The 26,726-nt window shown below is 61.4% G+C and carries 26 protein-coding genes; all 26 read right to left on the bottom strand.

All coding sequences use genetic code 11. From position 1 onward, the window contains the following. Positions 1-8: 8 nt before the first annotated feature. The 26 genes from I6E51_RS08025 to ruvX all read right to left on the bottom strand — a co-directional run bounded on the left by I6E51_RS08025 (position 9) and on the right by ruvX (position 26,725). Complete coding sequence (locus tag I6E51_RS08025) at positions 9-1,373, bottom strand: RsmB/NOP family class I SAM-dependent RNA methyltransferase (protein WP_197109920.1); 1,365 nt, start codon at positions 1,371-1,373, stop codon at positions 9-11. Next, positions 1,370-2,290 carry a methionyl-tRNA formyltransferase gene (fmt, locus tag I6E51_RS08020; RefSeq protein WP_197110173.1) on the bottom strand — a complete coding sequence of 307 codons (921 nt, stop codon included), beginning with the start codon at positions 2,288-2,290 and terminating at the stop codon, positions 1,370-1,372. The genes I6E51_RS08025 and fmt overlap by 4 nt, the downstream gene beginning before the upstream one ends. Before the next feature lie 54 nt (positions 2,291-2,344). Next, on the bottom strand, positions 2,345-4,321 hold the full coding sequence (locus tag I6E51_RS08015; protein WP_197109919.1) for a primosomal protein N': 1,977 nt from the start codon (positions 4,319-4,321) through the stop codon (positions 2,345-2,347). Between the two features lie 2 nt (positions 4,322-4,323). Next, positions 4,324-5,520 carry a methionine adenosyltransferase gene (gene metK, locus I6E51_RS08010; RefSeq protein ID WP_197109918.1) on the bottom strand — a complete coding sequence of 399 codons (1,197 nt, stop codon included), beginning with the start codon at positions 5,518-5,520 and terminating at the stop codon, positions 4,324-4,326. Positions 5,521-5,549: 29 nt separating this feature from the next. Then, positions 5,550-6,749, bottom strand: coding sequence for a bifunctional phosphopantothenoylcysteine decarboxylase/phosphopantothenate--cysteine ligase CoaBC (gene coaBC / locus I6E51_RS08005; RefSeq protein ID WP_197109917.1), 1,200 nt, complete (start codon positions 6,747-6,749; stop codon positions 5,550-5,552). A gap of 9 nt (positions 6,750-6,758) precedes the next feature. Beyond that, entirely contained in the window at positions 6,759-7,019 is a 261-nt protein-coding gene (rpoZ, locus tag I6E51_RS08000) for a DNA-directed RNA polymerase subunit omega (protein WP_197105687.1), read from the bottom strand. Then, positions 7,012-7,941: a guanylate kinase gene (gmk, locus tag I6E51_RS07995; RefSeq protein WP_197109916.1), complete on the bottom strand. Its 930-nt coding sequence runs from the start codon at positions 7,939-7,941 to the stop codon at positions 7,012-7,014. Before gmk ends, rpoZ begins: the two co-directional genes overlap by 8 nt. Continuing rightward, on the bottom strand, positions 7,941-8,783 hold the full coding sequence (pyrF, locus tag I6E51_RS07990; protein ID WP_197105689.1) for an orotidine-5'-phosphate decarboxylase: 843 nt from the start codon (positions 8,781-8,783) through the stop codon (positions 7,941-7,943). The genes gmk and pyrF overlap by 1 nt, the downstream gene beginning before the upstream one ends. Further along, the gene (gene carB / locus I6E51_RS07985; RefSeq protein WP_197109915.1) at positions 8,776-12,090 is read right to left on the bottom strand and encodes a carbamoyl-phosphate synthase large subunit; all 3,315 of its coding nucleotides are present in this window, start codon (positions 12,088-12,090) and stop codon (positions 8,776-8,778) included. Before carB ends, pyrF begins: the two co-directional genes overlap by 8 nt. Continuing rightward, positions 12,090-13,229, bottom strand: a complete 1,140-nt coding sequence (carA, locus tag I6E51_RS07980) for a glutamine-hydrolyzing carbamoyl-phosphate synthase small subunit (RefSeq protein ID WP_197109914.1) — start codon at positions 13,227-13,229, stop codon at positions 12,090-12,092. Before carA ends, carB begins: the two co-directional genes overlap by 1 nt. Further along, entirely contained in the window at positions 13,226-13,720 is a 495-nt protein-coding gene (locus tag I6E51_RS07975) for a hypothetical protein (protein WP_197109913.1), read from the bottom strand. Before I6E51_RS07975 ends, carA begins: the two co-directional genes overlap by 4 nt. Next, complete coding sequence (locus I6E51_RS07970; protein ID WP_197109912.1) at positions 13,713-15,038, bottom strand: dihydroorotase; 1,326 nt, start codon at positions 15,036-15,038, stop codon at positions 13,713-13,715. The genes I6E51_RS07975 and I6E51_RS07970 overlap by 8 nt, the downstream gene beginning before the upstream one ends. Positions 15,039-15,096: 58 nt before the next feature. Further along, positions 15,097-16,044 (bottom strand): aspartate carbamoyltransferase catalytic subunit, encoded by a 948-nt coding sequence (locus I6E51_RS07965; RefSeq protein ID WP_197105694.1) that lies wholly within the window; start codon positions 16,042-16,044, stop codon positions 15,097-15,099. Beyond that, positions 16,044-16,568: a bifunctional pyr operon transcriptional regulator/uracil phosphoribosyltransferase PyrR gene (gene pyrR, locus I6E51_RS07960; protein ID WP_197109911.1), complete on the bottom strand. Its 525-nt coding sequence runs from the start codon at positions 16,566-16,568 to the stop codon at positions 16,044-16,046. Before pyrR ends, I6E51_RS07965 begins: the two co-directional genes overlap by 1 nt. Before the next feature lie 78 nt (positions 16,569-16,646). After that, entirely contained in the window at positions 16,647-17,495 is an 849-nt protein-coding gene (locus I6E51_RS07955; protein ID WP_307783869.1) for an ABC transporter permease, read from the bottom strand. Continuing rightward, positions 17,488-18,528 (bottom strand): aliphatic sulfonate ABC transporter substrate-binding protein, encoded by a 1,041-nt coding sequence (locus I6E51_RS07950; RefSeq protein ID WP_197109910.1) that lies wholly within the window; start codon positions 18,526-18,528, stop codon positions 17,488-17,490. Before I6E51_RS07950 ends, I6E51_RS07955 begins: the two co-directional genes overlap by 8 nt. Before the next feature lie 54 nt (positions 18,529-18,582). Then, entirely contained in the window at positions 18,583-19,395 is an 813-nt protein-coding gene (locus tag I6E51_RS07945) for an ABC transporter ATP-binding protein (RefSeq protein ID WP_197109909.1), read from the bottom strand. A 91-nt stretch (positions 19,396-19,486) separates the two neighbouring features. Beyond that, positions 19,487-19,900, bottom strand: coding sequence for a transcription antitermination factor NusB (gene nusB / locus I6E51_RS07940; protein ID WP_197105698.1), 414 nt, complete (start codon positions 19,898-19,900; stop codon positions 19,487-19,489). Then, complete coding sequence (gene efp / locus I6E51_RS07935; RefSeq protein ID WP_197105699.1) at positions 19,901-20,464, bottom strand: elongation factor P; 564 nt, start codon at positions 20,462-20,464, stop codon at positions 19,901-19,903. Positions 20,465-20,535: 71 nt separating this feature from the next. Continuing rightward, positions 20,536-20,991 (bottom strand): type II 3-dehydroquinate dehydratase, encoded by a 456-nt coding sequence (locus I6E51_RS07930; protein WP_197109908.1) that lies wholly within the window; start codon positions 20,989-20,991, stop codon positions 20,536-20,538. Between the two features lie 26 nt (positions 20,992-21,017). Next, on the bottom strand, positions 21,018-22,094 hold the full coding sequence (aroB, locus tag I6E51_RS07925) for a 3-dehydroquinate synthase (protein WP_197109907.1): 1,077 nt from the start codon (positions 22,092-22,094) through the stop codon (positions 21,018-21,020). Further along, on the bottom strand, positions 22,091-22,600 hold the full coding sequence (locus tag I6E51_RS07920; RefSeq protein WP_197105702.1) for a shikimate kinase: 510 nt from the start codon (positions 22,598-22,600) through the stop codon (positions 22,091-22,093). The genes aroB and I6E51_RS07920 overlap by 4 nt, the downstream gene beginning before the upstream one ends. Beyond that, entirely contained in the window at positions 22,590-23,795 is a 1,206-nt protein-coding gene (gene aroC / locus I6E51_RS07915; protein ID WP_197109906.1) for a chorismate synthase, read from the bottom strand. Before aroC ends, I6E51_RS07920 begins: the two co-directional genes overlap by 11 nt. Positions 23,796-23,840: 45 nt before the next feature. Then, on the bottom strand, positions 23,841-24,725 hold the full coding sequence (locus tag I6E51_RS07910; RefSeq protein WP_197109905.1) for a shikimate dehydrogenase: 885 nt from the start codon (positions 24,723-24,725) through the stop codon (positions 23,841-23,843). After that, a complete protein-coding gene (gene mltG, locus I6E51_RS07905) occupies positions 24,719-26,260 on the bottom strand; it encodes an endolytic transglycosylase MltG (RefSeq protein ID WP_231599689.1) in 1,542 nt (513 codons plus the stop codon). The genes I6E51_RS07910 and mltG overlap by 7 nt, the downstream gene beginning before the upstream one ends. 3 nt (positions 26,261-26,263) lie before the next feature. Then, positions 26,264-26,725: a Holliday junction resolvase RuvX gene (gene ruvX / locus I6E51_RS07900; RefSeq protein WP_197109904.1), complete on the bottom strand. Its 462-nt coding sequence runs from the start codon at positions 26,723-26,725 to the stop codon at positions 26,264-26,266. Between the last annotated feature and the right edge of the window lies 1 nt (position 26,726).

The following is a 26,726-nucleotide window of genomic DNA, read 5'->3' as shown; positions in this document are numbered from 1 at the left end:
GAGCCTATCTAGGAGTCTGCTTTGACAAGGAGTTGGATGAACATGGCGTCTGTTCCGTGACGGTGTGGCCACAGCTGAACATGAGTTGCCTCCGGCAGGTCGAGTTCTGCTTTCGAGAAACTCTGAACCACGGAGGGCGTATCCATCTTGGTGATGCCCTCAGCCTTGCGCAGCACAGAACCGACAATCGCCTTTGTCTCGGCGGCATGAGGCGAGCAGGTCACATACGCCAACACTCCGCCCGGCTTGAGTGCCTTCAATGCTGATTGCAGCAACGCCGTCTGAATCGCGCCCAGCTGAGCGACATCGCCGGGTTGTTTGCGCCAGCGAGCTTCAGGGCGACGGCGTAGCGCACCGAGGCCGGTGCACGGCGCATCGAGAAGGATGCGATCAAACTGCTCGGGATGCTCCTCGCCGATATCGATGCCGTCTTTCTCCCAGACCACAGGCGGAGCGTCGAAGACCGCGAGGGCGTTGCGAACGAGCTTGGCGCGGGCCGGAATCAGTTCGTTGGCGGTGAGCACGGCACCACCCTTCAGAGCTTCCGCGGCCAACAGAGCGGCTTTGCCACCCGGTCCGGCACACATATCGAGCCACGACTCCCCGGCCACGATGGGCCGAGCGCGGCTGAGCGCGAGTGCCGCAATCTGGGAGCCTTCGTCTTGCACACGAGCGCGCCCTGCGGCGATAGCCGAGTTCTTCGACGGGTCTCCTTCACGCAAAGTTCCGCCAACGGGCGAATATTCTGCCGGCGTGATGTCGATGTCGGCGACCTCCGAGAATCCAGGAAGCGCCGCGACCGATACCCGGGCCGGAACATTGTCTGCTGCGAGCAAACCTTCGAGCTCAGCTTCGCGACCCTCAGCGACCAATACCTGCCGGAAAGCCCGGGTCACCCACAACGGATGGGAATACGCCACCGCAAGGGCTTGCTCCCCCGAGCTTGCAGCACCAATCACTCGCTCGCGCCACGTATCAGCATCGTGCTTCGTGATCGCACGCAGCACCGCGTTGACAAACCCGACCGCGGAACGCGATCCGATCGTCTTAGCGAGCCGCACCGACTCATCCACTGCCGCGTGCGAGGGAACGCGCATCGACAGCAACTGGTGCGTGGCGAGGCGCAACACGTCGAGCACAGGCGGGTCGATCTTGGACACGTCGCGGCCGGCCGCCTGAGCGATCACCGCGTCGTAATAGCCCTGCATGCGCAGCGTGCCGTAGGTCAGTTCGGTGGCAAGGCCGGCATCCGCGCTCGAGAGTTTCGCGCGCTCCAGGTGCACGGGAAGAAGAAGGTTCGCGTACGCATCCGACTCGCGCACCGCCATGATGACGTCGAGCGCGACCCGACGGGCTGACTGTGCGTAGCTCACGAAGCCACCACCTCTGATTCTGAGTTAAGGCCGCGCCACCAGGCTGCGGCATCCATTGCTTTGCGTCCCTCGGGATGGACCCGGAGAAGTTCAAGGGGTTCGGTTGCGGTACCGACCAGCACCTTCTTGCCGACGAAATCGAAGTGCCCCGGCGCGAGCGTCGGGACGTCGCGAGCGATCGCGGCCTCGAGAACCTTGAGTCGTGCTCCGTCGATTGTCGTCGAGGCACCGGGTTCTGGCGTCACGCCACGAATGCGGTTGTGCACTGTCTGAGCGGACTCTGTCCAGTCAATGCGGCCGTCTTCGAGCGACAGCTTGGGCGCGAGAGTCACATCGCCGGTTTGCGGAACTGCGGTGGCAGTGCCTGCGCCGATGGAGTCGACCACGCGGCTGAGCAGCTCAGCGCCCGAGAAGGACAACTGTTGCAGGAGCGACCCTGCTGTTTGCTGGGCGCCAATCGGTTCAGTCATCGTCGCGAAAACGTCGCCAGCATCAAGCTGTTCGACGAGTTGAAAGACCGCTGCGCCTGAGACGGTGTCGCCCGCCATGATCGCGCGCTGCACCGGGGCGGCTCCGCGCCACTGAGGCAGGAGAGAGAAATGGAGGTTGATCCACCCGAGCCGCGGAATCGTGAGAACTGAGGCCGGAACAAGCCCGCCATAGGCCACAATGACGCCCAGATCAACGGTGAGGTCAGTAATCGCGGATGCTGCAGCGGCGTCGAGCCGATTGGCGCGAATCACGCTGATCCCCGCTTCTTCAGCGCGCGCGGCCACCGGCGTCGATGTCATGACGCGTCGACGGCCCTGCGGCGAGTCGGTGCGGGTGAGGACGCCAGCTACCTCGTGCTCGGAGTTCAAGAGCGCGTCGAGACTGGGAACAGCAACCTCGGGGCTACCGGCAAAAAGAAGTCGCAACGAAGTCATCCCCCAATTGTCTCGCGAAATGGCCCGAACGGGTGCACGCTGGGGCTACAGGTCAACAAACGGCTCCAGATCGTCGAGATGAACGCGTAGCCCTGGCGCCGGCTGGCTGGAGCGTGGAGCCCCCGGTTTGCGGCTGCTGCGGGAGACTGTCGTGGCCGCCACCACGAGTGCTTTGAGTTGCTCAGCGACGGCTGCTCCGTCTTTGTAGTCGAAACGGATGATGGTGCGAACCAGCCCTTCGGGCAGATCGACGGGGCCGAGCACATCGAGCGGAGCGACCGGCAGCTGGCTAATCGCATCCGAAACGAGCGGAATTTTTCCCGTGAGAGTCGCGACCCGCACTGCCGGCGGAAACCGCAACTCACGGCGATCGGCGAGTTCCGCTTGCGCGAAATCTTCTTGGCGCCACGTGACAAGTGCCGTCGCGAGTGAACCGCCGACCCCGACCACGACGGAGGGGACGCCGTCAGCGCCGAGAGCAATCGCATTTGACCACGCGCGCAGACAGTCCTCGGCGACGCGCAGACTCTCTCGCGCCAACATTCCGGCACCGTCAAGCAGGATGACGGCGCGGTAGCCGCCCTCCGCGATCGGCTCTGCACCGCGAGTGGCAATGATGAGCGAAGGTTCGTTCGCCACCGTGAGGATTTGATGCTCGCCGTCGGCGACGATCACTCGATAGCCAGGAAAGGCGCGCCCCAGTTCGTCCGCGGTACGGCCGGTGCCCGACCCCACCATGCGCAGTCGGGTGCCGTCACATTCGCGACAGCGCCACTTGACGGCAAGCGCGCCACACCAGACACAGCTGGGAGTGGCGGAGGCAGAGTGTTGCGCAAGCGGCCCGGCGCACGTGGTGCAGCGGGCAGTCTGCGAGCACTCGGCGCAGGCCAAGCGGGGTGCGTAGCCGGGGCGCGCCACCTGCACGAGCACGGGACCTTCGTCGAGCCCGGCGCGCGCCGCCTTCCACGCTGATGAGGGAATACGAGCAAGGGCTGCGAGGCGGTCCTGGCTCTCCTGGTTTGCGGTGGGAATCACCTTTGGCGGTCGGATGCCGCCGGGGCTGATGGCCGCTAACCACCCGACTTCAACGAGTCGTTGCACTTCGGTGCTGCGCGAATGGCTCATGAACACCAGCGAGCACTGTTGTTGCTCTTGGCGGAGCAGCGCGGCATCCCGCGTATGGATGTAGGGCGTGAGGTTCTCGCTGTAGAGCGGATCCCCGTCATCCCACACCACGATCAGCCCGAGGTTAGACGCGGGTGCATACACCGCGGAACGATTGCCGATGATGACGAACGGGGTGTCTTCGTGGGTGCGCAGAAAGTTGCCGTAGCGCTTCTGAACGCTCTGGCGAGCATCCAATCTCAACACGCGCTCAGCGGGCAGCAGAGCCGCGACGGCTGCCTCAAGTTGTTCCTGATCACGAAAGTCGGGGGTCGCCAGAATCGCAGTCGTGCCGCCAGCAAGAGCCTGCGAGGCGAGTTCGGCCATCGTGACAGCCCAACGGCCAACCCACACGCCGGGAGCGACCTCCGCTACGCCGGTCGGTGCGGCCAGCGCGGCCCGCTTGTGCTCGGCGATAAGAGTGCCGATGGCACCCGCGTCGAAGTACGACACTGCACGTGCTTCAGGGAGCGGTTCGTACGTCACCGTCGTGGGGTCGAGAAGTGACTTCTCCGCCCGAGCATGACGTTTCGGGATGCCCAACCGCAGCACATCAGCTGCGTTGCCCGCCGCTCGATCCGCCGCCGTGCGCGCTAGTGTCCACACCTCGGGAGACAACACGGGGAACGGGGAGATTACTGCTTCAAGCTCGCTGAGTTTGCCGGCGTAGGCGACGGTGTCGGTGAGCTCGACGATCCAGCCCTCCACAAGCCGGCCGAGCGTGCGCAGCGGCACCTTGACGCGAACGCCAGCGCGCGCCTCGGCACGAAACTTCTCGGGAACCGCGTAGTCAAAGAGTCTGTCGAGTTGGGGCAGCGGCGAATCAATGAGCACCCGAGCGATGGATGCTTCACTCATCTCTACAGCCCGGCGGCCCCGCGAAGAGCCTCAACGCGGTCAAGGCGCTCCCAGGTGAACTCAGGAAGCTCACGACCGAAGTGACCGTAGGTTGCAGTCTTCGCGTAAATGGGACGCAAGAGATCGAGATCGCGGATGATCGCGCCCGGGCGCAGATCGAAGACCTCATGGATCGCGCCCAGAATGGCCTCGTCCGACACATGGCCGGTGCCGAAGGTTTCGACGTACAGGCTGACGGGTGCTGCCCGGCCAATCGCATACGCGATCTGCACTTCGAGACGATCAGCAAGACCTGCGGCAACCGCATTCTTCGCCACCCAGCGCATGGCATAGGTTGCCGAGCGGTCTACCTTCGAGGGGTCTTTACCGCTGAATGCTCCCCCACCGTGACGGGATGCCCCACCGTAGGTGTCCACAATGACTTTACGACCGGTGACACCGGCGTCGCCCTGAGGGCCGCCAATCTCAAAACGGCCACTGGGATTAACGATTGATTGCAGATTCGACAGGTCGAGGCCCGAGCTTTCCGCAATCGGTCGCACGACGAGTTCTTCGATCTCACGGCGCAACTGAGCGGTTGACACCGAGGGCGAATGCTGCGTCGATAACACGACGGTTTCAATGCTGCGCGGCACCGATCCCTCGTAGCCCACGGTGACCTGAGTCTTTCCGTCGGGACGCAGGTAGTCGACAAGCCCCTCTTTGCGCACAGCCGCGAGACGCTCGGCCATGCGGTGAGCGAACCAGACAGGGGCGGGCATGAGCTGCGGAGTCTCATTAGTGGCGTACCCGAACATGACGCCCTGGTCGCCAGCGCCCAAGACATCCAGCGAGTCTGTTGAATTGCCTTCACGCGCTTCGAGCGCACGGTCAACACCCTGAGCGATGTCGGGTGACTGTGCACCAATAGAGACGGACACACCGCACGAACGACCGTCAAAGCCAACATCAGACGAGTTGTAACCGATGGAGGAAATGCGATCACGCACAATCGCGGGGATGTCGGCGTAGCCGGTTGTCGTCACTTCACCGGCGACATGCACGAGCCCCGTTGTCACGAGAGTCTCAACAGCGACCCGAGCATTCGGGTCTTCCTCGAGCAAAGCGTCAAGAATGCTGTCACTGATCTGATCGCAGATCTTGTCGGGGTGTCCCTCGGTAACAGACTCTGAGGTGAAGGTGCGCAGGGGCGAAGTCATAAGCCGTCTCCGGTAGTGATGAATGGATGTCAGCGGGCTGCGAACACAAGATCCAGAATGCGGTGAGCCACCGACAACTTGCTTCCGCTTGCCTCACCCACTCTATCGCCGACCTTATCGATGACGATCACGGTGTTACGGTCTGAGGCAAAACCTTCAGTCCACCCGACGCGGTTGATGACCAAGAAGTCACAGCCCTTACGGGCGATCTTTGCGCGGCCCAACTCAAGCAGCGCAGCGTCTTGAGGCTCAGTCTCCGCAGCGAAGCCCACGACGATTTGGCTCTCGGGGCTCTCTGCCGCGAGACCACGCAAAATGTCGGGGTTCTCTTCAAGACGCAACTCGAGGGTGCTCGAATCGCTGCGTTTCTTGATCTTCGATTGAGCAGTCTCGGCTGGGCGGTAGTCAGCAACCGCCGCCGCCATAACGATGGCATCGGCCGACTCCGCTGCAGCCTGCACCGCTGATTGCAACTCCAGGGTCGTAGACACCTGGATGCAGCGAACCCCGGCAGGAAGCGGAACCTCAAGATTGGCGGCGATGAGGGTGACATCAGCGCCGCGCGCCGCGGCTGCCGTTGCCAGAGCGACGCCCTGTTTGCCGCTCGAACGATTACCGATGAAGCGCACAGGATCGAGGGGTTCCCGAGTGCCACCCGCCGTGACCAGCACCGAGCGACCGACGAGGTCGCGCGAGGAGACCACGGTTTCGAGGACCGCGGCGACGATGTCGCTGGGCTCAGACATCCGACCGGGCCCGCTATCGGAACCAGTCAGCTGGCCAGACTCTGGACCAACAATGCGGATGCCACGCGAACGTAGCGTCTCGATGTTGGCGACGGTCGCCGGGTTCTGCCACATCTCGGTGTGCATCGCCGGCGCCACAATGACGGGCGCACGGGTCGCGAGGATGGTGTTGCCGAGGAAGTCACTCGCTTGACCGGTCGCGATCTTAGCGATCGTATTCGCGGTAGCGGGAGCGACGACGATGACATCTGCGGCTTGGCCGACAGAGACATGCCGTACTTCGTCCACACCCTCATAGAGGTCGGTGTGAACCGGATTTCGGCTGATGGCCTCAAGGGTGGGAAGACCCACGAATTTGAGAGCGTTGCTCGTGGCCACGACATGAACGTCGTGGCCCGCGAGCACCAGCTCACGCACAACGGACACCGCCTTATAGGCAGCTATTCCGCCGGATATACCGACGACAATGTTGAGCGCGGCCACCGAAAGGTTCTATTCGTTGCTGAGGCGCTTGAGCTCGAGCTTGTTTTCGTTGATCTCGTGGAGAGCAACGGACAGCGGCTTGTCGTCGATCGTGGAATCTACGAGCGGTCCGACGTTGTCGAAGAGGCTGCCCTCGTGGAGGTCAGCGTAGTAGTCGTTGATCTGGCGAGCGCGCTTCGAAGCGAAGATAACGAGCTGGTACTTGGAGTCAACCTTCGACAGTAGTTCGTCGATGGGGGGATCAATGATGCCCGAGTTCTTGTCAGCCATGAGGGTGCTCCTTGGAGTGGGAAGTGGTCGCGCCAGCGGGCGCATCCATCAATTCTACGACTTCTTGAGCCGCTTGGCTTACTTCTGTGTTCACGACTCTCACATCGAACTCTTCTTGGGCCGCCATTTCGACCTTGGCGGTCTCCAAACGACGGCTCTGTTCTGCGGCATCCTCGGTGCCGCGACCGATCAAGCGGCGCACCAATTCTTCCCAGGTTGGCGGCAGAAGAAAGACCAAAAGTGCCTCGGGCATAACCTTGCGCACCGAGCGTGCACCCTGCAGATCAATCTCCAACATCACGCGCTTTCCCTCAGAGAGTGCGATATCGATCGGAGGTCGTGGAGTGCCGTAACGATAGGAATTATGGACTACCGCCCACTCCAGCAATTCATTATTCGCGATCATAGAATCGAACTCGTCGTCGGTCACGAAATAGTAGTGAACACCGTTCACCTCGCCCGGACGGGGCTTACGAGTAGTCGCTGACACGCTCAGCAGCACATCGGGGTGGTTGTCGCGGATAAAACTGGAGACGGTACCTTTGCCGACAGCGGTCGGACCAGCCAAGACAACGAGTCGTGTTGGCTCAGGCCCCTGACGCTCTGACAAGTAATTTGTGAGGCGTTCACGCTGTTTCGGACCGAGGCCGCCGACCCGTTTGCGATCGGCGATAGCCAGATCGGCCATGATCGATTCGACCCGGGTTGGCCCGAGAGAGGGAACGCTCATGAGTAGTTCGCGCACGAGCAGTCGAGCTTCTGCGCTGTCGGGCTGAGCCCATGCTGTGCGAGCGACGCTGAGGGCGGTTCGAGCGCGCTCAGCAACTTCACGTTTGACAGAAGCCCGGGCGCGTCGCGCGGCAATTGCCGCGCGAGATGCCGCTGCACGGTCAACGGCGGGTGGCTCCGGGCGAGGTCCCATTAGCGAACCTGCTCACGAAGTTGCGAGCGCAGCGATCGAAGCTCTGCCGGAATCTGGCTGGCACCCTCTTGCAGCACACTGCGGGAAACGGTCACGATCGTATTCGCGACGGCATCACCGTACAGTTCGCGGGCCTGCTCGACCTGCGCCCCTTGAGCGCCGAACCCTGGAGCAAGAATGGGCAAGTCAACCAGTTCACCGTTGCGGATGCCGTAGTCGGCAACCTCAACCGTCGCACCGATTACGACACCAAACGATCCAAGCCCGCTTTCAGTATTGAGGGCCGCCACATCGCGCACGACACTAGCGGCGACAGTCGCGCCCGCGTGTTCACCTTCAGCGATTCGCGCCGATTGGATGCTGTGCGCCGAAGCGTTAGAGGTTGCCGCCAGCACGAAGATTCCTTTGCCCGCTGAGCGAGCAAGTTCGAATGGCCCAGACAGCTCCGACACTCCTTGATAGGCCACGGCAGTCATTGCGTCGGCCTCCAGGGGTGAGCCCGGCGTCAGCCAGGCTTGCCCATAAGCATCGACGGACGACGACAGGTCGCCACGCTTCACATCGGCAATCACGAGTAAACCGGCGGAGCGCGCCAGGGCGAAAGACTCCTCGAGAATCGCGTAACCCGCAGACCCGAAGCGTTCGAAGAAAGCGACTTGGGGCTTGATCATTCCCACGTTGCCGGCGGCAGCATCCACCGCACGGAGGGCGAATTCGCGCACGCCGTGGGCGTCATTGGAGAGGCCCCAGCTTTCGAGAAGGAACGGATGCGGGTCCACTCCCATGCACACTCCCCCGAACTCTTCGAAGGTCTGCGCAAGCCGTGAGGAGAAACTAGGCATTGTTGGCTACCTTCTCGAGCTCGGCGGCGCGATCCAAGGCGTAGTCCTGAAGCGAACGCACATCAAAGCCGTCGCGAATAGCTTCAAACGACGCGACAGCGGCCGCAAGCTGGGCCATGGTCGTGAAGATCGGCTTGTCGGCGGCGACTGTCGCGGTGCGGATCTCGTAGCCATCGGCACGCGCACTGCGTCCGCTTGGCGTGTTGATCACGACATCCACCTTGCCGTCGTTGATCATTTCAACGATCGACGGTTCAGCAGCATTTGCTTCCTGGCCCATGAAGTACTTGCGCACGACCTGAGCCTCAATGCCGTTGCGCGCGAGAATCTCGGCGGTGCCTTCGGTGGCGAGAATCGTGAAGCCCAGCTGGCTAAGGCGCAGAACCGGCAGGATGACGGCACGCTTATCGCGGTCAGCAACCGACACGAATACCGACCCGCTATCGGGCAGCCCGCCGTACGCAGCCTCTTGGCTCTTGGCGAATGCCTTGGGGAAGTTCGAGTCGATACCCATAACCTCACCGGTGGAACGCATCTCCGGGCCGAGAACCGAGTCAACGACTTGGCCCTCAACGGTGCGGAAGCGTCGGAACGGAAGTACCGCTTCTTTCACCGAGACCGGCGACGTCGACGGTACTTGCGAGCCGTCAAGAATCGGCAGCAGTCCGCTGTCGACGAGTTGGCGGATGCTTGAACCGGCCATGACGAGAGCCGCAGCCTTCGCGAGCGGAATCCCAAGTGCCTTCGATACGAACGGAACCGTGCGGCTGGCACGCGGGTTGGCTTCGAGCACGTAGAGGATGCCCTGACCGATCGCGAACTGCACGTTCAGCAAGCCGCGCACGCCGACGCCTTCCGCGATAGCGAGGGTTGCTTCCCGCACGCGCTTGAGCACGTCGCGGCCAAGAGTGACCGAAGGAAGGGTGCAGGCAGAGTCGCCGGAGTGAATGCCGGCTTCTTCGATGTGTTCCATGATGCCGCCGACGTAGAGCTCAGTGCCGTCGTAAATCGCGTCGATATCGATCTCAATCGCGTCATCGAGGAACCGATCGACGAGCAACGGTGAGCTCGGCGAAATGATGACGACATCGCGAACCCGTTCGAAGTAGTCAGCGAGAGCCTCGGAGTCATAGATGATCTCCATGCCACGCCCACCAAGAACGTGCGAGGGACGAACGAGAACCGGGAACCCAATGTGTTCGGCGATTTCAATCGCTTCGGTCTGGTTCGTGGCAGTGCCGTTCTTGGGTGCGAGCAGCCCGGCGTTGTCGAGAATCTTGGAGAACAAACCACGTTCCTCGGCAAGGTCGATCGCCTCGGGCGTTGTTCCCAAAATCGGGATGCCGGCATCCTTGAGACCCTGAGCAAGACCAAGTGCCGTCTGGCCACCAAGCTGCACGATCACTCCGAGGAGTTCGCCACTCTGGCTTTCCGCGTGGACGATCTCGAGCACGTCTTCGAGCGTGAGCGGCTCAAAGTAGAGACGGTCACTCGTGTCGTAGTCAGTCGAGACCGTCTCGGGGTTGCAGTTGATCATGATGGTCTCGTAGCCCGCATCAGAGAGGGCGAACGAGGCATGAACACACGAGTAGTCAAACTCAATTCCCTGACCGATACGGTTCGGGCCGGAACCAAGAATGATGACCTTCGTCTTATCGCTCGGGGCAACTTCAGTCTCGGAGTCGTAGCTTGAGTAGTGGTACGGGGTGAGAGCCGGGAACTCTCCGGCACACGTGTCGACCGTCTTGAAGACGGGGCGCACATCGAGTCCCCAACGCAGGTCGCGAACCTCTGCCTCAGTGGTCCCCCGAAGCTCAGCGATTTGCGCGTCACTGAAACCGTGGTTCTTGGCGTGCGTGAGCAATGCGGCTGACAGCTCTGCGGCATCCGCAATGTCAACCGCAACTTCGTTGATGAGAGCGATCTGATCGACAAACCACGGATCAATCTTGGTGGCCTCGAAGACCTCTTCGGTCGTGGCGCCAGCGCGCATCGCCTGCTGCACCGTGACGATACGACCATCGGTCGCAATGGACGACAGAGCCAATAGTTCAGCCTTGTCGCCGACTTCGCCCTTCCAGTGGAAGCTCGAATCGCGCTTTTCGAGTGAACGAAGAGCCTTTTGCAAAGCGGTCGAATAGTTGCGACCGATTGCCATGGCCTCACCGACCGATTTCATCGTGGTCGTGAGGCGGGTGTCTGCCGCCGGGAACTTCTCAAACGCGAACCGCGGAACCTTGACCACGACGTAGTCGAGGGTCGGTTCAAAGCTCGCCGGGGTGACCTTCGTGATGTCATTGGGGATCTCATCGAGACGGTAGCCGATGGCGAGCTTGGCTGCGATCTTGGCGATCGGGAAGCCCGTTGCCTTCGACGCCAGAGCACTCGACCGCGAAACGCGGGGGTTCATCTCGATGACGATCACTCGCCCGGTAGCGGGATCGATAGCGAACTGAACGTTGCAGCCGCCGGTGTCGACGCCAACCGCGCGGATGATGTCGATGCCGATATTGCGAAGGTTCTGGTACTCGCGGTCGGTCAGCGTGAGCGCCGGAGCCACCGTGATCGAGTCGCCGGTGTGAACACCGACCGGGTCAACATTCTCGATCGAACACACGACAACGGTGTTGTCTGACGTGTCGCGCATGAGCTCGAGCTCGTACTCTTTCCAGCCCAGGATGCTCTCTTCGAGCAGCACCTCGGTCGTGGGGCTCTGGTGCAAGCCGTCGGTGACCATCCGGATCAGTTCCTCACGTGAATACGCGAAGCCCGAGCCGAGGCCGCCCATCGTGAAGGAGGGGCGGATCACGAGTGGGTATCCGAGATCCTCGGCGAACTCAACCGCCTCAGGAACCGTATGCGCGATGTAGGACTTCGCGACCTCGGCCCCACAATCGATCACGAGCTGCTTGAAGATCTGGCGGTCTTCACCACGGTTAATCGCTTCGAGGTTCGCGCCGATCAGTTCGACGTTGTACTTCTCGAGGATGCCGTGAGCGTCGAGCTCGATCGCTGCGTTGAGAGCGGTCTGGCCACCCAATGTCGGCAGCAGCGCATCCGGACGCTCCTTGGCAATGATCGACTCGATGACTTCCCACGTGATCGGTTCGATGTAGGTTGCATCGGCGAAATCGGGGTCAGTCATGATTGTGGCCGGGTTCGAGTTCACCAGGATTACTCGGATGCCCTCCTCACGCAGCACGCGGCAGGCTTGCGTTCCGGAGTAGTCGAACTCTGCGGCCTGACCGATAACGATCGGGCCGGAGCCGATGACCAGTACCGAGGAAATATCTTCTCTCTTGGGCATTACTTACTGTCCTTTGCGTTCTCGAGGACAAGGTCGCGGAACCTGTCGAAAAGGTAATTGGCGTCGTGGGGGCCTGAGGCCGCCTCGGGGTGGTACTGCACAGAAAATGCGGGGATATCGAGGGCTCGAAGTCCTTCAACAACGTTGTCGTTGAGGTTGACGTGACTGACCTCGACGCGGCCAAAACCTGCCGGTGATTGGCTGATCTCGCCGACCGGAGCATCAACAGCAAAGCCGTGGTTGTGGGCGGTGATCTCGGTGCGCTGCGTCTGCACATCGATGACGGGCTGGTTGATTCCGCGGTGGCCAAACGGCAGCTTGTAGGTGCCGTAGCCGAGTGCGCGACCGAGAAGCTGGTTGCCGAAACAGATACCGAAGAAAGGAAGCCCTTTCTTGAGCACCTCTGTGAGGAGTGCAACGTGAGCGTCGGATGCCGACGGGTCGCCTGGTCCGTTCGAATAGAAGACGGCGACCGGCTCGATCGACAGCAGCTCGTCGAAAGTAACGGTCTGGGGCAGCACATGAACGTCGAAGCCTCGCTCGGCGAGGTAGTTGAGCGTTGACGTCTTCACTCCGAGGTCAAGAACAGCCAAGCGGCCGATGCTCTCCCCCACTGCGGCAACAACGTAGGCCTCAGATGTCGACACTTCAGACGACAGGCTTTGGCCGCTCATCTGTGCTGCGGCGGTGACCGCGGCAAGTTGCTCGGCGTCGCTGAGTTCAGCATCCGCGCCGGAGAAGATTCCTCCGCGCATGGAGCCGGAGTCGCGCAAGCGACGGGTGATCGCGCGGGTATCGACGCCGCTGATGCCGACGATGTTCTGGGTGACGAGGTCGTCATCCAGCGATCCATCGGCACGGTAGTTCGACACCACGCGACTCGCATCGCGCACGACGAAACCGGAGACCCAAATTCGTGAGGATTCAGGGTCTTCATCATTCACACCGGTGTTACCGATGTGCGGTGCCGTCATGACAACGATCTGGCCCGCATAGCTGGGGTCGGTGATCGTCTCTTGGTAGCCGGTCATGCCGGTGGCGAAGACTACTTCGCCGAGGCGTTGACCGCGTGCGCCGTAGGCCTGACCGAGATAGCGTGTGCCATCTTCAAGGACGAGCACTGCAGGTTCAAAAGTCACAGGGACTGCCTTTCATTGCCGACGACTGTATCGAGAGCGCGTTCACACGTCTCGGGGTCGTCCATTCGGAAATAACTATCGACTGCAGTGCCATCGAGCGTCCACTCGATCACCTGCAATCCGTTGTTTTCGACCACACGGTCGATGGTCCAGGTAGCGCGGGAAATGCCGCGCACTGTGTCACGAGCAAGCCAGAGATCGTCTGATCCCGCGCGCGAGACGACGATGCCTTCGGGATGCACTTCGAGCAAACAGTTCGCCCGGAAACCCAGGCCGTGCACGTTCACACGGTTGAGCTGATCGCCGGCAACCGTGGTCGATACGTACTTGCCGCTAAACCGCAGGTCAGTGTCGGCGAGGTCAGCCGGCGGTTCAACCGGGAGCCCGATGTGAGCCTGTCGTCGCTTTCGTGAATACCAGCCAGCAACCATGAGTGCCAGCAAGATAACCAGGATGCCGATCACGATGAGCAGTGAGACGTCTTTAGACATTCGCTGCCTCGCTTTCAGCCAGTCTGGCCTGCTGAGCGACCTCAGTCGCATCGACGACGTCGCCATCGCGAACGGTTTCGTAGCCGTTGTGGATGGTGGTCATCACTCGGCCAGGGAGTTCGCGGCCTAGGTAGGGCGAGTTCGTGCTCTTGCCCCGCAGGGATTCGGTCGAGAACGTTGACCGTGCGCTCGGGTCGAGCAGCACGAGATTCGCGGCCGAGCCGAGAGCGAACGGGGTCGCGTAGCCGTCGAGGCGACCGATCTCGGCCGGCTTCTGCGAAAGAACGCGCGCGACATCCGTCCAGTTCAACTGACCAGTATCGACGACAGCTTGCTGAACAACGTTGAGAGCGGATTCAAGACCGACCATGCCAAACGCGGCTTCTGCCCACGAGCACTCTTTTGCCTCTGGCGGGTGCGGCGCGTGGTCGGTAGCGACGATGTCAATGGTTCCGTCGGCGAGAGCGGCACGAAGCGCGTGAACGTCTTCGTCACGACGCAGAGGCGGGTTCACTTTGAAGCGAGCGTCGTAGCCGCGCACAAGTTCCTCAGTGAGAAGCAGGTGGTGAGGCGTCACTTCTGCCGTCACAGCAATTCCGCGAGCCTTAGCCCAGCGGATGACGTCAACCGAGCCAGCGGTCGACAGGTGACAGATATGGAGGCGTGCCCCCACGTGTTCGGCGAGGAGCACGTCGCGCGCGATGATCGACTCTTCTGCGACGGCAGGCCAGCCCGCAAGACCAAGCTCACTGGATACTGCGCCCTCGTTCATCTGCGCATCAACAGTGAGCGTCGGCTCCTGAGCATGCTGAGCGACAACACCGTCAAACGTCTTCACATATTCGAGCGCGCGACGCATGAGCAACGCGTTGTGAACGCACTTGCCATCATCGGAGAAAACGCGCACGCCGGCTCGCGAATTGGCCATGGCACCGATCTCCGAAAGCTTGACGCCGTCAAGCCCTTCGGTGACAGCGCCGATGGGGCGCACAGTCGCGTACCCGTGATCAATACCGAGCGACTGAACCTGCTCAACAACTCCAGCGGTGTCTTGAACCGGCATGGTGTTGGCCATAGCGAAGACGGCGGTGAAGCCACCCATCGCAGCAGCACGACTGCCCGAAAGCACCGTTTCGCTCTGCTCGAAGCCAGGTTCACGCAAGTGAGTGTGGAGATCAACAAGTCCGGGCAGAGCCTGCAGGCCTGAGGCATCAATCGTGCGATCAGCGGATGTCGCGTCGGTGAAAACGCCGCGCTCAATCGTGAAGTCGGCGCGCTCACCGTTGGGCAGCGTGGCGCTAACGATTCTGATACTCACGAGAGTCCTCTTCTCTGGATTAGTACGCAATCAGGGGCGGCAGGCATAAATCCCGCGCTCACCGCTCCACAGCTCCGGACAGCAAGTGATACAGCACCGACATTCTGACCGAGACGCCATTCGCCACTTGCTCGAGCACTGTCGATTGTGGCGAATCCGCGGCTCCAGCCGAGATTTCTAGGCCGCGGTTCATCGGCCCAGGGTGCATAACCATGCTACTTGTTGGCAGGGCCGCCATCCGTTCATCATTGAGACCCCATTGCCGTGAATACTCGCGTGCGTTAGGGAAGAATGCTGCTTTCATGCGCTCGGCCTGCACTCGCAACATCATGATGACGTCGGGGCCCTGGGCGATCGCGTGGTCAAGGTCATAAGAGACCTCAACAGGCCAACCGCTGATGTTCACGGGAAGAAGAGTCGCCGGGGCGACGAGCGTCACGTGAGCGCCAAGCGTTGTGAGCAACCACACGTTCGAGCGTGCCACTCGAGAGTGAACGATATCTCCCACGATCGTGACGGTCACGCCGTCCAAACCTTTGCCCCGAGCAGCAGCCCCGTGAAGACGACGACGAATCGTGAAAGCGTCGAGCAGAGCCTGAGTCGGATGCTCATGCGTGCCGTCACCGGCGTTCACAATTCCGGCATCGATCCAGCCAGCATCGGCCAAGGTCTTCGGAGCGCCGGATGCCCAGTGTCGAACGACGACCGCGTCGGCTCCCATGGCAGCGAGAGTCTGAGCGGTGTCCTTGAGGTTCTCCCCCTTGGAGACGCTCGATCCCTTGGCCGCAAAGTTGATGACATCGGCGCTCAGTCGCTTCGCCGCCGCTTCGAACGAGATGCGCGTGCGCGTTGAGTCTTCAAAAAAGAGGTTGATCACGGTCTTGCCGCGCAGCGTCGGAAGCTTCTTCACTTCGCGCTCGGAGACGGCTGCCATATCTTCGGCGACATCGAGAATCGCAATAGCTTCGTCGCGGGGCAGACCCTGGGTGCTGAGTAGGTGCCTCATCAGATCGTCACCTCATCCGATCCGTCGATCTCTTCAAGGCGCACGTTAATACGCTCCTCCATGGAGCTCGGCAGGTTTTTGCCCACAAAGTCGGCCCGGATCGGAAATTCCCGGTGGCCACGATCGACCAGAACCGCGAGCCGCACAGCGCGAGGGCGGCCGAGATCGCCCAGAGCATCGAGTGCCGCACGGATGGTGCGCCCGGAATACAACACATCGTCGACCAGCACGACGGTCTTGCCGTCAATGCCGCCCGCAGGAATGTCGGTCGGGCCAGTTGCTCGAGTGGGATTCTGAGCCAGATCATCGCGGTACATCGTGACATCGAGTACACCTGACGTCACGGACGTGGAGTCGACCGACTGGATGATCGCCGCAATCCGCTTAGCGAGGGTCACCCCACGCGTAGGAATACCGAGAATGACGAGATCGTCGGAACCGCGATTGGACTCAAGGATTTCATGGGAAATCCGAGTCAACGCTCGGGTGATATCAGCATGCTGCAAGACGGTGCGTACAGACATTCTGACCTCCTTCCCCGCCTCTCTGGACGGAATTTAAAGGAAATCTGTTTCACCGACTATACCGCGCTCGCGGCAGCGCTACGACCCCCAACGCTTCAGTAAGAACCGTTCGAGTAAACCAACCGCTCCATCGGTTCCCTTGCCCAGAATGCCGAGCAGGATGATCGTGAGAAACAGTCGATCTATTCGGCCATTTTGTTGCGAATCCACGAGCAAGAACCCCAGCCCGAGCGAGGCGCCAAGCAACTCCCCCGCGACCAAGAAGAGCCACGCTTGGGCTAGCGCAAGACGTAGCGATGAAATAACGGCGGGAACTACGGCGGGCAACTGCACGAGGCTCAGCAACGCCGGACCGGAGTAGCCGTAGCTACGTCCCAGCTCCACAAGATGAGCATCCACATGCCGAAGGGCCGGGGCGACGGTCGTGTAGACCGGAAAGAACGCTCCGATAGCGACGAGAGCCACCTTCGAGTCTTCGTTGAGACCGAGGTAGAGCCCAAGAAGCGGTACCCAGGCCAGAGACGGCACGGCCCGCAATGCGCCCAGAGTCGGTGCGAAGAGTTCGGATGCCCGCGCCGAGAGCCCGACAATCGAAGCAAGCGCCAGTCCGACGATGGCCCCAATTCCAAACCCCAGCAGCACGCGCTGCGTGGAGATCGCGATGTGTTGGTAGAGCACTCCGCGCTCGTAGAGATCGACTCCCGCGGCCCACACGCTGAGCGGCGTCGGCAGCCGGTAGCTCGGAATCAACCCCGATGTCGCGATCGCTTGCCAGAGAACGATCACGGCGATGGGAATCACTGCGCCGAGGATGGCGGCCCGCACCCAACGGCGTCGCGGCCGTGGTATCGCCGACGCGACGGGCACCGGGGCACCCGCCGCGTCGTCGACCAGAGGCCGCTCGAGCACCGGCGTTCCGCTATTCACTGACACGACTCGGGTCCGCAGCGTCGACATACGTTGTTTCGAAGAGTGAGGCGAGAGCGTCATCGATTTGCGACTGCTCCGCAACGGCACCTGAGTCAACGAAGATCGGGCCAATGACATTCAGAACGTCGAGCTGCTTCTGGCCGGGCGCGGGGTCGATCGCAAGATTCGTGCGCTCCAGCAGCACAGAGTTGGCAATGGGGAGATCGATGCCGGCGACATCCGCGAAGATCGCTGCAGCGTCATCCGGGCTATCGGCGGCCCACTGACGCGCCTTCTCATACGCATCAACGACGAGCTGCGCGAGGTCAGGTGATGTCTCGAGGAAGCTCTCTGTAGCGTTCAGGAAGCCATAGCTATTGAAATCAGGATTGTCGTAAACGATGCGCGAACCTGCGTTGACGACGGATGCGCTCATGAGTGGATCGAGCCCGGCCCACGCATCTACAGTTCCCGCTTCGAGCGCGGTCTTTCCATCGGCGTGCTGAAGCTGCGTGATCGTAACCTCGTCGAGGCCGATACCGGCCTCCGCAAGAGTCTGGAGCAGGAAGAAATAGGGGTCGGTTCCCGCATTGGCCGCAATGTTCTTGCCGCGAAGGTCGTCAGCCGACTGAATGTCCGAATCGGCGGCAACAACGATTGCCGACCAGTTGGGCTGCGAGTAGACATCAATCGTCTTGATTGGCGAACCATTGGCTCGCGCCAAAAGGGCAGCGGAACCAGCCGTTGACCCGACATCGAGTGAGCCGGAGCGGAGCGCATCGTTGGCTGCGGCGGAGCCTGATGACTGAATCCAGGTGACTTCAACGTCGTCGCCAAGCGTCTCTTCTAACCAGCCCTCTTCTTTGATGATGAGGCTGAGTGGGTTGTACGTTGCGAAGTCGACCGTGAGTTGGTCACTGCTCCATCCGGCGGCAGAGTCAGGGGCATCGGGCGAGAGCGACGAGCCTTCGCCTTCGACGCAGCCCGAGACGCCAAGAGCGAGAACAAGAACACCAGCGGCAACAGAAGCGATACGAGAACGGGGAGACATTGTTTCCTTCAGGGGAGAGAAATGAGAATGGATGGTGGAAAAGGTCAGCGGACGCTAGCGCGCCGCGAGGTGATGGGTGGGAACGCCGAGCCCTTCGAGCAACTCAGCCCGTAGTTCGGCAAGATCTCCGCTCCCCCGGTCGCGCGGGCGAACCCCCGGCACGACGACGGTGGAGCGGATGCTCGCCTGAGCGGCGTTCTCCTCGGCGTCAATTGCGCCAAGCAGAATCACGCGGTCGGCGAGATACAGGGCCTCATCGACATCGTGAGTGACGATGACGATCGTCGCGGGCTCTGCGGCGTGGAGATCAAGGAGCAGGTCCTGCATTGACAGGCGAGTCAGAGCGTCGAGAGCACCAAACGGCTCATCGAGCAGAAGTACGCCCGGACGACGAGCCAATGCCCGCGCCAACGACACACGCTGGGCCATACCACCGGAGATTTCCCGGGGACGAAGATGGGCCGACGAGGAAAGTTTCACCAGCGCAAGCAGTGCGGCAACCCGGTCCCGATCGTCGTGGGCGCGCTTACCGCGCGGGAGCCCCACCTCGACGTTGCGGGTGATGGAGCGCCACGGAAGAAGGCGAGGCTCCTGGAAGGCGATCGCGGAGCGAGCATCCAGCCCAGTGACGGGAGTGCCTCCGATAGCGATTGAGCCACCGGTAGGGCTATCCAAGCCACCGATGTGGCGTAGCAGCGTTGATTTACCGCAACCAGACGGGCCAATCAGCGCGACAATCTCTCCTGCTGCGATCTCGAGTGAGAGTTCGCTCAAGACCACGCGGTCGCCAAAGCGGCGCGAAAGGTCGTGAATGGAGACAGACAGCGCATCGGCAGCCGTGCTGTCGCGAAGGGAGGAAGAACTCATCCCTGAACGCTAGGGCCGCACGAAAGCGCTGGCCAGCGAGGTCGTAACGTAGCGTCACGCAAAGGCGTAACGCTACGTCACATAAGTCGAACTACTCGGTGCTGGCCGCGATGCGACCGAGCAAACCGTTGATGAATCCGGCGGAGTCTTCGGTGGAGTGCACTTTTGCTGATTCAACAGCCTCGGAGATCGCGACACCCGTCGGGACCTCGTCGTTGTACATGATTTCCCACAGACCAATGCGGAGCAGAGCACGGTCAACCGCAGGCATGCGGTTCAAAGGCCACCCCTGCGAATAAGTTTCGATGAGTTCATCGATCTCTTCACCGTGCTCGGTGATGCCCACGACGATGTCTTGGGCGTAAGCCCATGCTGTTGCACGGGCGGGTTCACTCATTGCGCGCGAAGATTCGGCCGCGAGAGCTGCGTTGATGCTCTCACCGCGGACATCCGCGCCGTACATGACGTCAAGCGCGCGCTTACGCGCCTTGCTGCGGGCCCCCATTTAGTCGTTCACGCGACCGAGGTAGCTGCCGTCACGAGTATCAACCTTGACGCGAGTGCCCTGTTCCACGAACAGCGGAACCTGAATCTGGTAACCGGTCTCCACGGTGGCGGGCTTGCTGCCACCGGTGGAACGGTCGCCCTGAAGGCCAGGCTCGGTGTACGTGATTTCGAGAACTACGGATGCCGGAAGCTCTACATAGAGCGGCTCACCGTTGTGCAGCGCGATAACGACATTCTGGTTTTCCAGCATGAAGTTCGCAGCATCGCCAACGGCAGTCTCGCTCAAGGTAATCTGGTCGTAGTCGCTCGTGTTCATGAACACGAAGTTCTCGAGATCCTTGTACAGGTACTGGAACTCGGAACGGTCAACTGTTTCGGTTTCGATCTTGGCGCCGGCGTTGAACGTGCGGTCTACGGTCTTACCCGAGCGAACGTTCTTCACCTTGGTGCGAACAAAAGCACCACCCTTGCCGGGTTTGACGTGTTGGAACTCAATAACGGTCCACAATCCACCGTCCATGTTGAGAACGACGCCGTTCCTGATGTCAGCGGTAGAGGCCATGCGTAAATCCGTTTCTGTTAACGAGCAAAAGCGCGATTGAGTCGACTAGCGACAAAAACCAACGTTCGAGTCTAACTGAGTCGTCGAGCAACCGCGTCGAGGGCAAGAATATAGGACTCAAAACCGAAGCCGGCGATCACTCCGGTGGCAACTCCCGAGATCACGCTGGTGTGACGGAACTCTTCGCGAGTGTGTGGGTTCGTGATGTGGACCTCAACCAGAGGCAGTCCAGCGCCTGACACTTGAGCTGCAGCATCCCGAAGCGCATACGAATAGTGAGTGAACGCCGCGGGGTTCATGATGACGGGAGCACCGGCATCCACAGCTTCATGAAGCCAGGAAATGAGTTCGGTCTCGCTGTCAGTCTGGCGAAAATCGAGAACAATGGATGCCGCGTTGGGCAACGTCAGCGCGTGAGCGTCAAGCTCGGCGCTCAAGTCGACGAGCGTTCCCCCGCCATAGACATCGGGTTCTCTGCTGCCGAGCCGACCGAGGTTGGGCCCGTTGAGCACGAATACTGTAGTCACCGCTCCACTCTAGCGAGGATGACCCGCTAGACCCCGACTTCTTGGTAGGCGGAGTAGAGCATGGCTTCGTCGGGACCATTGAGCATCGACGTATGACCAACGGAGTCGAGCACGACAAACCGAATCATGCCGGCGCGCGCCTTCTTGTCACGCTGCATCGTGGCGAGCAGCGTGTTCCAGCGGCCGAGCGGGTAGTCGATGGGAAGACTCAGCGACTGCAGGATGCTGCGGTGACGGTCCACCACGTCTGAACTCAACGAACCCGCAAGATGCGCAAGCTCGGCAGCGAACACCATTCCGACCGACACTGCGGCACCATGACGCCAGCGGTAGCGTTCGGCATGCTCGATTGCATGGCCAAGAGTGTGGCCGTAATTGAGCGTCTCGCGCAGGCCCTTCTCCATAAAGTCTTCGCCAACGACCCGGGCCTTGAGCCCGATCGAGAGCTCAACGACACGACGGAACGACTCCGAGTGCGGATCAGTCACAGCATCCACATCGGCTTCGATCAGGTCGAGGATCTCGGGCTCACCGATGAAGCCACACTTCACGATTTCCGCGAAGCCAGCCAAAACCTCATTGCGAGGAAGATCGTCAAGAACATCGAGGTCGGCAACAACCGCGCTCGGCGCGTAAAAAGCGCCCACGAGGTTCTTGCCCTCAGCGGTGTTGATACCCGTCTTACCACCGACGGCAGCATCAACCATTCCGGCGACGCTCGTCGGGCACTGAATAAGCTTCACGCCGCGCAACCACGTCGCCGCGACAAAGCCCGCGAGGTCGGTTGATGCCCCGCCGCCGAACCCGATGACGGCGTCCGTGCGCGTGAAATCGGTCTGGCCCATGATCTGCCAGCAGAATGCGGCAACTTCGATTCGCTTCGCATCTTCGGCATCCGGAACCTCGGCAAGAAGCACTTCGTACTTCTCCGAGAGCGAGTCGCGCAGCGCGTTTGCACGCGCGCCAAGCGTCGCCGGGTGGATGATGAGCACCTTCGCGACGCGGGTACCAAGCTGTTCCGCAAGTTTCGGCAACAAACCGTGGCCGACGAGAACGTCGTAAGGATTGGTCCCGGCGACCGGGATGATCGTGGTTTCAGTCATTGTTGTTGGGTTCCCAACCAGTCGGCGATCTCGCGCGCAACTTTTTCCATTGGCTTCAGTGAGGTATCGATCGTGAGCGACGAAAGCTCGTCGTAAATGGGGCGGCGAGCGTCAACGAGTTTCTCCCACTCGTCCGCGTTCTTTGCCAGAGGGCGCTTGCTGCCGGCGATTCGAAGCCGAGCCGCAGCTTTTGACATGGTCAGTTGGACAACACGGTGCGAAGCGAGGTCAGCCTGCGTGTCGAGATTAAGCACTGCTCCCCCGCCCAGGGTTACGACAGCAGGTTCAAGCAGCGCATTGGCGACCGCTTCACGCTCTCGTTCCCGAAAGTATTCTTCGCCGAACTCAGCGAAAAGCTCCGGAATCGGTCCGTGGGATGCCACTACTACTTTGTCGGTATCGATAAGCGGGGCATCCAGAATCTTCGCCAGCTTCTTGCCCGCGCGCGTCTTACCTGAGCCTGGTGCGCCGATGATGACGACGAGCGCACCGCTGTCATTCAGCACGCGAAGCCCGTGTGGTGTTGAGCGATTCTGGGATCGATGCGAGGTAGGAGTCGAGGTTGCGCTTGGTCTCACCAAGCGAGTCGCCCCCAAACTTCTCGAGTACTGAGTTAGCGAGCGTCAACGCGACCATCGCTTCAGCAACAACGCCGGCTGCTGGCACGGCGCACACGTCTGAACGTTGATGATGAGCAACGGCGGCTTCACCGGTCGCAACATCGACGGTGCGCAGAGCGCGAGGCACGGTGGAGATCGGCTTCATCGCTGCGCGCACTCGCAAAACGGTGCCGGTTGTCATGCCGCCTTCGATACCGCCAGCGCGGTCGCTCAATCGTGAGATGCCGTCCGTGTCTTGCACGAGTTCGTCATGAGCAACAGAACCGCGACGAACAGCGGTTTCGAAGCCATCGCCGACTTCGACACCCTTAATAGCTTGGATACCCATGAGCGCGGCAGAGAGCTGAGCGTCGAGTCGACGATCCCAATGTGTGTACGAACCGAGCCCGGGCGGAAGACCATAGGCGAGAACTTCGACTACTCCGCCAAGAGTGTCGCCGTCCTCGTGAGCCTGATCGACTTCGGCGACCATGCGCTCAGAGGTAGCGGGGTCGAAGCAGCGCAGCAGATCAGCATCGAGCGTCGCGACGTCGTCTGGCGCAGGGAGCGCGCTTCCCTCGGGCGAACGAACGGTGCCGATCGACAGGGTGTGACTGACCAAACGGATGCCGAGCCCGCCCAAGAAGGCACGAGCGATCGCTCCGAGCGCCACCCGAGCTGCAGTCTCGCGGGCGCTGGCCCGTTCGAGAACATTGCGGGACTCGGCGAAGTCGTATTTCTGCATGCCGACGAGGTCGGCGTGCCCCGGGCGAGGGCGCGTGAGAGCGGCACCGCGACCCTTCGGCAGGGTTTCGGGATCGACGGGAACGGGGCTCATTACATCCACCCAGCGAGGCCACTCAGTGTTGCCGATCCGCAGCGCAATGGGGCTTCCCATCGTTGCGCCAAAACGAATTCCGCCACTGAGGGTCAACTCGTCCTGCTCGAACTTCATGCGAGCACCCCGGCCGTAGCCGAGCGTGCGACGCACAAGATCCGCCTGAATCTGCTCAGGAGAAATGGGGACGCCCGACGGCATCCCCTCAAGGATCGCGACCAATTCTGGGCCGTGAGATTCACCGGCCGTTAACCATCGAAGCATGCGTCAATCCTCCCACATGAGCGGGTGACACTTTCGCGCCATCAGTTACGGATGGTTGTGCCCCTCGGGCTGCTCAATTGAAGCGCGCATCGCGTCGATTGCGTCTGCCTCATGAGGCAGTGGCACGTCGGAGGTACCGGCGGCAAAGATGCGCACTTGTGCGATCGCCTGATTAATCAAGAGATCATGCCCCGAGATTACGGTGCCGCCCGCTTCGAACCAGCTCGTTGCAATATCACTCGGCCACGGGTCGTAGGCGACATCAAAGAGCACAGAGGTGGTGCGCACAGCTTCGGCGAAACGGAGATCCATTGCGCCCCCCGGAACCGTCGTAATGATGACGTCGGGCGTCGTGGTCGCAGTGGCCGCTTCTTGCCATTGCCGCAGCGTGACGGTGGCGCCAAGAGACTCGCCGAGCTTCTTCAACGGCTCCGCCTTCGAAGGAGTGCGTGCAAAAATCTCGATACTCTGAGCGCCCATGCGAATGGATGCCACGAGAAGTGAGGCTGCAGTGGCCCCTGCTCCCAAAATCCACACGGAATCTAAGTTCGACAGGCCCGCGTCGAGAAAACTGCGCATCGCGCCTTCGACATCCGTGTTGTACCCGCGAAGGCGCCCTTCGCTCACTACGACAGTGTTCGCTCCGCCGACGAGCTCAACGAGCGGATCCGCCCAATCGAGCAAGGGCACTACGTCACGCTTGAGGGGCATCGTAAGAGAGAGACCTCGCCAACGCCGGTCGAGCGCGCCTAAGAACGCAGGAAGCGACTCCCCCGTCAGCTCAACGGCGTCATATTCCCAGTCGAACCCGAGCGTCTCATACGCCGCGCGATGAATCGTGGGGCTCAAGGAGTGCGTAATCGGCGACCCGAGTACCGCGAGCTTCGAACGATCGGATGCCTCGGCCGGCACCTCAGAATTCTCTAGCAATAGCTCCCATTTTCGTCACTCGCTGCGCACCAGTCGCGCAATTGCTGTGCCGCTGCTTCGTGGTCGTCGACGTTGGTCGTGAAGACTGTTTCGCCCGTGGCCAGGTTGATCGGCACGAAGAAGAGCCAGTCTCCCTCTGCAGGGTTCAGCGCCGCATCAATCGCCAGTTCGCCTGGCAGGCCGATGGGGCCGACCGGCAAGCCGGGGTTCGCGTACGTGTTGTAGGGGTTGCTCGCATCCGCACGTTCGGCATCCGTCGTCCACACCGTGTGTAGGTTGCCGGTGCCATAGGCGACGGTGGCATCAGACTGCAGCAACATGTCCTGGTCGAGCCGGTTGTAGAAGACGCGCGCGATCTTGTAGAAGTCGTCCGTGTTGGGCCCGGCTTCGCGTTGCACGAGCGCCGCCATCGTCAGAATGCGGTAGCGGTCTTCGACAGCAACGCCAGCGGCATCCAACTTCTCGTACATCGTGTTGACCATCAGGTCGAGCACGGCGTACGGATCCTGGTTGCCATCGAGTTCATACGTCGCGGGGAATAGATACCCCTCGAGACTCACCGCTTCCGACGGAAGCCCGAAGTGCTCAAGGTCTCCGGATGCCGCTTGCAGATCTGCCAAGGCAATACCGGTCGTTTCAGAAATGATCTCAAGCGCATTCGGCAGCGTGGTGCCCTCAGTGATGAGAAGCCTGTCCGTCACGATATTCTCGGGATCGAGCAGCGCATCGAGAGCTGATTGCGCGCTCATCTCCTTTTGGAGCGAGTAGTTTCCGGGAAAGAACGCTGGGTCGCTTTCTTGTGCCAAGAGGAGGTCATAGAACGCGTCAAAGCTCATCGTGACGCCGGCAACATTCAGGCTGCGAGCGATGTCCGAGCCGATATCGCCCGAATTAACTGTGACGATAACCTCTTCGCCGTTGCCCGAACCCTCAAAGTCATTGGGAATTTCCCAGCCCATCACTTCGCGAATTTTGTCTTCGTAGTTGACCCAGGCGTACGCAGCGACTCCTGCGCCGAGGAGCGCGATGATGAGCAGTGGAAGCCCGATGATGAGCCCCCACCGACGCTTCTTGCGACCGGGCGCTCCTCCATCGCCATCGCCCTGCGCGGGCACCGTCGCCCCGGGCACTGCGGCGGCATCATTGCCTGACTCTGCCGTTCCGGCGGTCAGTTGTTCAAAGGTGGCGAAAGCATCGGCTTCTCGGGCCGCCTGTGTCACAGCGGGAAGGTGCGGATCGCCGCCCCGCCGGGCAGCCGCGGCCTCTTGCGCCGCCCGAGCCTCGCGACGGGTCATGGGCTGACCACTCGCCGCCGGTGGCGTTGAGCCCAGGACAGGGTTCGCTGGGTCAGCGGGGTTCGCGGGGTTTGCGGGGTTCGCGGGGTTCGCCGGCTCGGCGGGGGTGCCGCTGTCAGCTGGCTGGCCCGACTCCGCGGAACGATCGGTCCCGTGCGCGGCAGCCTCGCGCGCTGACTTAGGAGCACTCTCGGCGGGTTGCTCGCCGAAAATGTCTTCCCAGTTGGGTTCGTCAGCCATAATTCAGGATCCTTGCGTCGGGTCCACGAGCTCTCCGGGCGGGCGGGCCGCCGAGCGCTCGAAGTCGAGGGCATGTTGCAAAATTATAACGGCGGCAACCTGATCGACCACCGACCGTGAATTCTTCGTGGTTCGACCGGATGCACGCAAAGCGGATTGCGCCGTCATCGTCGTCATCCGCTCATCCACCAGTCGCACGGGCAGCGACGACTTGTTAGCGAGTTGCTGAGCGAACTCTCGCGCATCGCCCGTCGACGCGGTATCCCGGCCAGAGAGCGCAATCGGAAGCCCGACAACGAACTCGACAGCGTCATACACTTCCGCAAGCGCGAGAATACGCTTCACGCTCTTCTGGGCTCGCTGAACAGTCTCGACCGGTGTCGCCAGCATCCCGTGGGGGTCGCTGCGAGCGACCCCGACGCGGACCTTGCCGACATCTACGCCGATTCTGGTTCCCGAACGCATC

Origin of the sequence: Salinibacterium sp. NSLL17 (assembly GCF_015864935.1) — a bacterium.
Classification (GTDB): Bacteria; Actinomycetota; Actinomycetes; order Actinomycetales; family Microbacteriaceae; genus Rhodoglobus.
This window is presented reverse-complemented; position numbering and strand designations above follow the sequence as displayed.

Coding starts and splice junctions, on each gene's coding strand:
- I6E51_RS08015 (WP_197109919.1), bottom strand. CDS start 4,321: ATGAGTGAAGCATCCATCGCTCGGGTGCTCATTGATTCGCCGCTGCCC.
- metK (WP_197109918.1), bottom strand. CDS start 5,520: ATGACTTCGCCCCTGCGCACCTTCACCTCAGAGTCTGTTACCGAGGGA.
- rpoZ (WP_197105687.1), bottom strand. CDS start 7,019: ATGGCTGACAAGAACTCGGGCATCATTGATCCCCCCATCGACGAACTA.
- gmk (WP_197109916.1), bottom strand. CDS start 7,941: ATGGGACCTCGCCCGGAGCCACCCGCCGTTGACCGTGCAGCGGCATCT.
- pyrF (WP_197105689.1), bottom strand. CDS start 8,783: ATGCCTAGTTTCTCCTCACGGCTTGCGCAGACCTTCGAAGAGTTCGGG.
- carB (WP_197109915.1), bottom strand. CDS start 12,090: ATGCCCAAGAGAGAAGATATTTCCTCGGTACTGGTCATCGGCTCCGGC.
- I6E51_RS07975 (WP_197109913.1), bottom strand. CDS start 13,720: ATGTCTAAAGACGTCTCACTGCTCATCGTGATCGGCATCCTGGTTATC.
- I6E51_RS07965 (WP_197105694.1), bottom strand. CDS start 16,044: ATGAGGCACCTACTCAGCACCCAGGGTCTGCCCCGCGACGAAGCTATT.
- pyrR (WP_197109911.1), bottom strand. CDS start 16,568: ATGTCTGTACGCACCGTCTTGCAGCATGCTGATATCACCCGAGCGTTG.
- I6E51_RS07950 (WP_197109910.1), bottom strand. CDS start 18,528: ATGTCTCCCCGTTCTCGTATCGCTTCTGTTGCCGCTGGTGTTCTTGTT.
- I6E51_RS07945 (WP_197109909.1), bottom strand. CDS start 19,395: ATGAGTTCTTCCTCCCTTCGCGACAGCACGGCTGCCGATGCGCTGTCT.
- nusB (WP_197105698.1), bottom strand. CDS start 19,900: ATGGGGGCCCGCAGCAAGGCGCGTAAGCGCGCGCTTGACGTCATGTAC.
- efp (WP_197105699.1), bottom strand. CDS start 20,464: ATGGCCTCTACCGCTGACATCAGGAACGGCGTCGTTCTCAACATGGAC.
- aroB (WP_197109907.1), bottom strand. CDS start 22,094: ATGACTGAAACCACGATCATCCCGGTCGCCGGGACCAATCCTTACGAC.
- aroC (WP_197109906.1), bottom strand. CDS start 23,795: ATGCTTCGATGGTTAACGGCCGGTGAATCTCACGGCCCAGAATTGGTC.
- mltG (WP_231599689.1), bottom strand. CDS start 26,260: ATGGCTGACGAACCCAACTGGGAAGACATTTTCGGCGAGCAACCCGCC.
- ruvX (WP_197109904.1), bottom strand. CDS start 26,725: ATGCGTTCGGGAACCAGAATCGGCGTAGATGTCGGCAAGGTCCGCGTC.